Annotated in this window: 9 protein-coding genes; 6 read left to right on the plus strand and 3 right to left on the minus strand. The window is 49.9% G+C overall.

Annotated elements, in window-relative coordinates:
* Nucleotides 1-87: 87 nt before the first annotated feature.
* The 3 genes from Q0499_RS07935 to Q0499_RS07945 all read right to left on the minus strand — a co-directional run bounded on the left by Q0499_RS07935 (nucleotide 88) and on the right by Q0499_RS07945 (nucleotide 2,623).
* Nucleotides 88-1,032 (minus strand): hydrolase or metal-binding protein, encoded by a 945-nt coding sequence (locus Q0499_RS07935; protein WP_299198020.1) that lies wholly within the window; start codon nucleotides 1,030-1,032, stop codon nucleotides 88-90.
* Between the two features lie 103 nt (nucleotides 1,033-1,135).
* Nucleotides 1,136-2,188: a lambda-exonuclease family protein gene (locus tag Q0499_RS07940; protein ID WP_299198022.1), complete on the minus strand. Its 1,053-nt coding sequence runs from the start codon at nucleotides 2,186-2,188 to the stop codon at nucleotides 1,136-1,138.
* A 105-nt stretch (nucleotides 2,189-2,293) separates the two neighbouring features.
* Nucleotides 2,294-2,623: a hypothetical protein gene (locus Q0499_RS07945; RefSeq protein ID WP_299198024.1), complete on the minus strand. Its 330-nt coding sequence runs from the start codon at nucleotides 2,621-2,623 to the stop codon at nucleotides 2,294-2,296.
* Between the two features lie 208 nt (nucleotides 2,624-2,831).
* Between Q0499_RS07945 and Q0499_RS07950 the strand changes: the two genes are divergently transcribed.
* The 6 genes from Q0499_RS07950 (at nucleotide 2,832) to Q0499_RS07975 (ending at nucleotide 6,751) form a co-directional block, all read left to right on the plus strand.
* Nucleotides 2,832-3,029, plus strand: a complete 198-nt coding sequence (locus Q0499_RS07950) for an AlpA family transcriptional regulator (RefSeq protein ID WP_299198026.1) — start codon at nucleotides 2,832-2,834, stop codon at nucleotides 3,027-3,029.
* Nucleotides 3,030-3,330: 301 nt separating this feature from the next.
* Nucleotides 3,331-3,987 (plus strand): inovirus Gp2 family protein, encoded by a 657-nt coding sequence (locus tag Q0499_RS07955; RefSeq protein ID WP_299198028.1) that lies wholly within the window; start codon nucleotides 3,331-3,333, stop codon nucleotides 3,985-3,987.
* 77 nt (nucleotides 3,988-4,064) lie between these two features.
* Nucleotides 4,065-4,496, plus strand: a complete 432-nt coding sequence (locus Q0499_RS07960) for a helix-turn-helix domain-containing protein (RefSeq protein WP_299198030.1) — start codon at nucleotides 4,065-4,067, stop codon at nucleotides 4,494-4,496.
* A 122-nt stretch (nucleotides 4,497-4,618) separates the two neighbouring features.
* Nucleotides 4,619-4,867, plus strand: coding sequence for a hypothetical protein (locus Q0499_RS07965; protein WP_299198033.1), 249 nt, complete (start codon nucleotides 4,619-4,621; stop codon nucleotides 4,865-4,867).
* A 145-nt stretch (nucleotides 4,868-5,012) separates the two neighbouring features.
* Nucleotides 5,013-6,464 carry an AAA family ATPase gene (locus tag Q0499_RS07970; RefSeq protein ID WP_299198034.1) on the plus strand — a complete coding sequence of 484 codons (1,452 nt, stop codon included), beginning with the start codon at nucleotides 5,013-5,015 and terminating at the stop codon, nucleotides 6,462-6,464.
* A gap of 101 nt (nucleotides 6,465-6,565) precedes the next feature.
* Nucleotides 6,566-6,751: an AlpA family transcriptional regulator gene (locus Q0499_RS07975; RefSeq protein ID WP_299198036.1), complete on the plus strand. Its 186-nt coding sequence runs from the start codon at nucleotides 6,566-6,568 to the stop codon at nucleotides 6,749-6,751.
* The last annotated feature ends 142 nt before the right edge of the window (nucleotides 6,752-6,893 follow it).

The raw sequence follows: 6,893 nt of genomic DNA on the forward strand, positions 1-6,893 counted from the left end.
CGGCAGGGTGATTGTGATGTAAAGGTTTAGGGGGTGTTGCTAATGGAGTCCGGCTTGATCGCCGGGAGTTGGGGTTATAGGGTGAGATTAGCCAGTCGTTTGGGATACAGATTGGGTTACACGCATCCCTTGTGATTTAGCGACCAGTTTCTGGGTCAGTCGTTCTGATTCCAGACCATTGCGAGTCACGTCGGTATCCCGATGAGCACTGGTGTTAATGGGTATTGGACTTTCCTGAGGATAAAACTCTTCTACAATAGCGGCAGCATCTTCCTCCTGTTCTTCAAAATCACCATTGGCAAAGCCTGATCGGGCAGCCTGATCCAGCGCTTGTTGATTGAATCCCACTTCATGCCGATCCAATGCCATTTGTTGTGATCTGGCCAGCGCCTCCTCCAGATCCATGCCGTCTCGCAACGTGATATCCACATAATAGATCGGTGTTCCATGACTCTGCCGGGTCGACTTACCTCGTAATCGTAGTTCCAACGGCAGACAGGCCAGTTTGTTATCTGACACGGCTTTGAAGTACTCCAGGCGTGCTGCTAACGTGCGTATTGAGTTGAATCCAGTGGTGCGAAAGATAAAGGTGCCCAATGGGTCCTCATCGCCGACCACAACGTTCAGCCGTGCATAAGGCTTACACCGGCCACCCTGAGCCAGTTCACAGCCATCGGGTCCAGGACAGGGCAGCGTTTGCATCCCTTCACGGGTTCGGCGTCGGCATTGCTCACCGTCACCCACACATAAGGGTCTGGCAGTGTTGCGATCAAACAGGGAATACTCCGCCCTTAAGTTTAACTCCGGTTCATTAAACAGCAGCCGAATCGGGATCCGGCGTAGCTTATCTGCCTGAGCTTTACGCAGTGATTCATCCAGTGGGTGTGGCAACCAGCCATCCCGTGTCTGAATTTGAGAGGTCAGCGTGAACTGATCATCCTTCTGCGGTAGACGTTTGCCGTCCTTTTCGATCACCTTGCCAATGGCGATACGCCCCAGAATCGGTGGGGTGATAGCGAGACCTTTCAACATGGTTTACCTCCAAACGAAATAGAAAAAGCCCCACCGTGACTGGATGGCAGCGGTAGGGCTTGAAAGGGATAACGAGTGCGTGGTGTTGACACAGCGGTATGATTCAGCGGCTATGCACCACAAAACGACGACTGCCGGGTTTTACCGTCAGGTACTGTTTTATTAGATCGGGCTGCTCCTGCTTCAGCCGTGTGAGATCAACCGTACGGGTATCGATACTTTTCTTCCAGGTGATACGACCTGCGGGAAACAGCGCTTCACTGGCACAGCCCATGGCTTGTTGGAGTTGGTGCTTCAATTGAGCTTCCTGTTGTTTAGTATCTTCCAGAACTGAACGGACTGTCTGAAATTGTTCAAATGCTTCAGTTAGATCCGTGTGTTTAGTCAGGTCCAGCACCTCATGGTCATCATTGGGGTATAGAGTGCGCAGAGCTCTTTCTGCCGAGTCGCTGGCATCAGCCGGAGGCGCAATGTCTTCTTCGACGTGTCGCCAGAATACTTGCTCAAGCGCTATCAGACGCTTGATCAGCGCTTCATCCCGCTGTAGTCGGAATATCCGCAGTTCATTCCCGCCCACCAGTACCGCCACATCGGCGGCGTCTTGTCCGGTAACTGCCAGTTGATGCATCACCTGAAGCTGCACGTATTCAGGAACACCGTCACGCCAGAGTTTGGCACCATTGATCCCGGCTGTTTTACACTCCAGTATCTGCACCTCACTGGAGCCTGCTACCTCGCGATCCAGATTAGCCAGCATCCAGGGATACTCCTTGTGTTGTAGTACGGCATTAACCCGACGTACCTTATGACCGGTTCGTTTTGCATAATGCTCGGCCACAATAGGCTCCAGTACCGTGCCCCAGAACAGTGGACCGTTATCCTCATCTGACGGTTGGGTGTCTGGTGTCTGAGCATCATTCAGACGTCCGGTTTTCTCCATCCACAGTTCCAGTTGTGATTTGTAGGGGTTCAGGCCAACCGCTGCCGCCGCATCAGAGCTGCCAATACCGCTTTGGCGAATGGCCAGCCAGGTATCACGATCCATTTGTCGGGTATTGACCAGACGGTGAGCATGTCCATGGCGACGTTTAGTTGTATTGATTAAGGACTGAATATGTTCAGCCTGAGTTGTGTCGTGTGAGTGAAGTATTGTCATAACGATCTCCTATTCCTGGACGGCATAAAGCCCGGCACTGGGCTGGGTGCCGAGGAATCAGTTATAAGTAAATGTTTAAGGGGTAGGTGCTAACCGGGACAGACGTTAGCTATCAATACGGAAGGTGTGATCGCATTCGGAACACTGGTAGTTATCCAGCACTTTTTCGTCAACGACCTTTCCCATGTTAGCGCCAGCGATGCTGCCGGTCGTTCCCCCGACTAAACCGCCAAGCAACGCGCCAGCAATACCCCCCAGCGCCATGCCTAAAGGGCCTCCTGCAGCGCCAGCGATAAAACCCGCTTGTGCCCCTGATGTTGCGCCAGCAATACCTGTTGCAGTGCCAGCGACGCCTCCTGCAATACCGCCAATTTTACGGCCGACATCGCGCGTTGTTATCTGAGTTGAAGAGCAGGCGGGACATGCATATGACATATCGATTCTCCTAAGAATGAACATAAGAACCGGACTAGATAGCCCGGAAGAACAACTTCGTGTTGTTCTCAGGTAGGTGATATATATCTGAAAGTTTTTTATTTGGATGCCGAGAGATCGCGGAGGAATGCAGTCTGTTCCAAGAGGTATCAGTAAATTCTTACAGCGATGAGCTATTGCATGAAACAATAACTTTCGGAGAAAACTCATGCGACTCTTACGTTTACCAGAAGTACAGAAAGCAACTGCATTGTCCCGTTCCAGCATTTACCGCTTAATGGAAGCAGGAACGTTTCCAGACTCAATTCAACTGAGTGCCCGGTCTATTGCCTGGGTGGAAGAGGAAGTGCAGAACTGGATTCAGCAGCGAATTGACGAGCGTGAAAGTAGCTCGGCATCTATCTAGCGCGAGTCCCTGACATCGACATCCAGACAATGGGGACTTGCCCCCCACCATTTTAATTCGCAATACCCTAATACTTTCCCAGAGTAGCCTTACTGCAAAAATAACCAGATCTATCGGCATTTTTACGATGTTTGTCGATAACTCAGGGTAAACATTTTCGGTATAGGAATCTAACCCCCTACCTACTATTCAGGCGTCTAAAACGCCAGTCTCTATAGTATATGCATGAAGTTCTGACTAAGTTCTGAACTGTCATGTTATCGGTAGGAAGGCTGCTCTGTTCTTACCTACAGAGGTCAATATGATCAACAAACGCGTACCCGAAAACCCCAACTTGAATGTATGGACTCAGTCCTCTTACCAAGGTCTGCCAGTCAATACAGCGCATGAGCTAGTGGAGCAGTATTTACACAAACTCAAAACGGTGATCGATCTATCAACACAGGACTACCGGAGTGTCTTTGCTGTTATCGTGCAGCTGCATTGCGTATATCCGACACAAGACTTGGCTGATAGCAATCGAGTGCTGGGCCGTTTCAAAGATGCGATTGACTCAAGGATTGAGAGTTATCAAAAACGATCCCCCCGAGGCGGCCTTACACGCGATCTTTGCCGGGTAAGAATGGCCTGGGGTCGAGAGCAGAGTCGATCCCAAGTCCCACACTTTCACGTGGTACTCCTGTTTAACCGGGAGCTGTTCTATCACCTGGGTTCATTCAACTCAGGCAAGGGTAGTCTTTTCCAAATCATTCAAGGTGCCTGGCGCTCTGCATTGAATATTCCACCGGAGAGGGGCTCTGGATTAGTTCAGGTTCCATCCAATCCAGAATACTACTTGAATCACTCAGATAGCTACATGCAACTGCCTAGCTTCTTTCGGCGTGCCAGCTACCTCTGCAAGGTGGATACGAAGTGCTTTGGCCAAAAGTTGCAAAGCTTTGGTGGATCTCGCAAGTAACCCGTAAAGGGCTTCTCTCTTATACATGTTATGACCACGGCGATGCCGTTGTATCAATATGATTAGGAGAGATAGCCATGTCAGAACGTAACCTTTCCATTACAGAGCGTTGGATGCAGCAATACGAAGCAAAGCATCCAGAAGTGTTGCAGCAAGGTCGAAACCGCGATCAAGGTCAACACTATTGTTCGCCTTCACCATTGAAGCCTGTAACTCCGTCGCAGCAGTCGAAAACTGGGGGACATGCGTGTCTCTGGAACACATCACCTGAAACAGCGTCTGCTGAATCTCATCAACGGATAGTCGACCCGGTGGTGCTGGCGGCTGTCGAGACACGTAAATCATTGAAGCTGACTCAGGCAACGTTTGCCCGATGCCTGGGGCTCAGCCCTCGCACCGTCAGTGAGTGGGAACAGGGGCGGCGTCAGCCCAGCGGAGCGGCACGCACGCTGCTTCATTGGGCAGTCAAACGTCCGGATTATTTGAAGGAGGCGCTAAAGGGATTGTAGCGCATTGATCATCTTAGACTGATACGTCACAGCGGTAATTTCTTACATACAACCTCAATGATACAGACAAGGACGTCACCTTAATTCGTGGATGGAATCATTACCTACTTAGAGGATTAACCATGTCAGATTTACCCGAAAAAAAGAAACTGTCCAAAAGTGTCCGCGCTCGTATTTCCAGTCAGCAGTTGCTGCAGAGTCGAGGTATTGAATACTGGACTAACAATAATGGGATTCATCTCATTGTTACTGGTAACTACGGCTATATCGATTTCTGGCCAGGCAAGGGGAAATGGAAAACGCGGGATAACAGCATGGATGGGTTTGGCGTTTTCGGTCTGTTAGAAATGATCGAATCGGGTCAGATCTGACACACTGACACCCACCAGCTCGTTACCCTAGAGGTTTGCCCTTTAAGGGATGCTTCTCCTCTCCTTACTTCATCCTAAACGCAACGACAATCAGACTGGGCACCCATGCCTAAGGTTGTCATGACTGCACATTAAGAGATTACACATGAACACCCCTATTGAACTGAATGCCGATCAGCAAGCAGCTATGGCCGAGATCAAATCATTTTTAACGGACCCATCACAACAGGCCTTCGTGCTGTGTGGTAGCGCGGGTACCGGCAAGACAACCCTGGTGGCTCGGATTATCGAGCTGGCATACTCACGTGAACTCCAGTCGATGCTAGTCGCGCCAACGGGGCGAGCGGCTCGGATACTACAGGGCAAGTTGGATCGCATGTTGCCGCCTCAACTGTCGGGTATCAAGGTGTCTACACTGCACGGTGCTATCTACTATCAATCGAATCTGACCGTAGATGAATCGCGTCATGACGAAGGGCTATCGGCCCTTCAGGTGGACTTTTCACTCAAAAAGCAAGGGAACACATGTGACCTGTTAATTGTTGATGAAGCATCGATGGTGGGTAATGCTGCCATGTATAAGCAAGCCTTGCGTTTTGGTAGTAGCCGTCTATTGAACGACCTGATGGCCTATGTGGACTTTCTGTACAGTGAAGGCATTGCACGCCAGCCAATCAAATTACTGTTTGTCGGGGATCTGGCACAGTTGCCTCCTGTTCGCAGTAATGAATCCCCGGCGCTGTCTCCAGACTACCTATATGAACACTTCGGCATACAGGCTCGACGTTATGAGCTCACGCAGGTGATGCGGCAAGCGGATGGCAGTCAAATACTGCCGTTAGCTAACGCTATCCGGGAGACGATCTTCCAGCACACCGACCAGCCGGTTCAGATCAACTACAACGAAACTGATGTGCAACAAACGGACTTTAATTCAGCCGTTAAATTGATCGCTAATAACGTTCGACAAAACCGGTCGTCAGTGGCGGTGGTCTATTCCAACAATATGGCTATGGAATACAATCTGGGCGTGCGAAAGCTGCTGTGGGGAAAGGGCTATTGCGATACCCACGAAAGGGATCGGCTTCTGGTGACCCGTAATTCACCGACGCATGGGCTGAACAATGGTGATCTAGTAAGAGTGCACAGTGTACTAACGTCTCTACTGACGGAGACGGTAAGGCTGCCTAATGGTCTGTTAGTCAATCTTAGATTTAGGGAAGTGCGCTTGATGCCAGAGTTTGATAGCTACGACGGCGATACGATCCAGTGCATCATGCTCGAAAACCTACTGTATTCCCCTAATAGTGACTTAAGGGTTGAAGAGCAGGATGCCCTCTATGAACTGGTCAAACAGCGTAACCCATACCTGGATCCCAATAGCACTGCGTTCGAAGAAGCCATGCGTGATGATCCCTACTACAACGCGCTGCAGGTGCGGTTTGGGTATGCACTGACCTGTCACAAAGCACAAGGAGGAGAATGGCAGCAAGTGATTGTTGACCCGATGGGTGTACGACTGAATACGGAACAGGGGAAGCGATGGCTCTATACCGCCGTAACGCGAGCGTCCGAGTCACTGTTGTTAGTTAAATAAAAATAATTTTCCCAAGTGGGGCCGGATTAACAATCGAAGCGACATCCGCAATTATTTCACACCGACCTCACTTATCTCATGAATCAATCGAGGAACTCATCATGAAATTAATCAAATTAAGAACTGTAATGGACATCACCGGCTTAGCACGCTCCACTATCTATAAGCACATAGCCGATGGAGTCTTTCCTAAGCCTGTTTCATTGGGCGAACGAGCTGTTGCCTGGGTAGAAGGTGAAGTACAGGTGTGGATTCTTGAGAGGATTGAGCAGCGTGACATGGGCTAAAAAGATGAGCTTACTTCAAGCGACAACAGAATTACTTTCAGGGCGGTAACCGAGTCTTCATAGCTGAACACCCGGATAGACTCTGCTACATAGCCATAATGAAATGAGGCGGTATCAAAACCTTTAAGGACACGTTTTAACC

Origin of the sequence: uncultured Amphritea sp., from assembly GCF_937127095.1 — a bacterium.
Taxonomy (GTDB): Bacteria; Pseudomonadota; Gammaproteobacteria; order Pseudomonadales; family Balneatricaceae; genus Amphritea.

Excerpts from the sequence above, each read along its gene's own strand:
- Q0499_RS07955 (WP_299198028.1), top strand. The coding sequence starts at position 3,331 with ATGATCAACAAACGCGTACCCGAAAACCCCAACTTGAATGTATGGACT.
- Q0499_RS07970 (WP_299198034.1), top strand. The coding sequence starts at position 5,013 with ATGAACACCCCTATTGAACTGAATGCCGATCAGCAAGCAGCTATGGCC.
- Q0499_RS07950 (WP_299198026.1), top strand. The coding sequence starts at position 2,832 with ATGCGACTCTTACGTTTACCAGAAGTACAGAAAGCAACTGCATTGTCC.
- Q0499_RS07975 (WP_299198036.1), top strand. The coding sequence starts at position 6,566 with ATGAAATTAATCAAATTAAGAACTGTAATGGACATCACCGGCTTAGCA.
- Q0499_RS07935 (WP_299198020.1), bottom strand. The coding sequence starts at position 1,032 with ATGTTGAAAGGTCTCGCTATCACCCCACCGATTCTGGGGCGTATCGCC.
- Q0499_RS07965 (WP_299198033.1), top strand. The coding sequence starts at position 4,619 with ATGTCAGATTTACCCGAAAAAAAGAAACTGTCCAAAAGTGTCCGCGCT.
- Q0499_RS07960 (WP_299198030.1), top strand. The coding sequence starts at position 4,065 with ATGTCAGAACGTAACCTTTCCATTACAGAGCGTTGGATGCAGCAATAC.
- Q0499_RS07945 (WP_299198024.1), bottom strand. The coding sequence starts at position 2,623 with ATGTCATATGCATGTCCCGCCTGCTCTTCAACTCAGATAACAACGCGC.
- Q0499_RS07940 (WP_299198022.1), bottom strand. The coding sequence starts at position 2,188 with ATGACAATACTTCACTCACACGACACAACTCAGGCTGAACATATTCAG.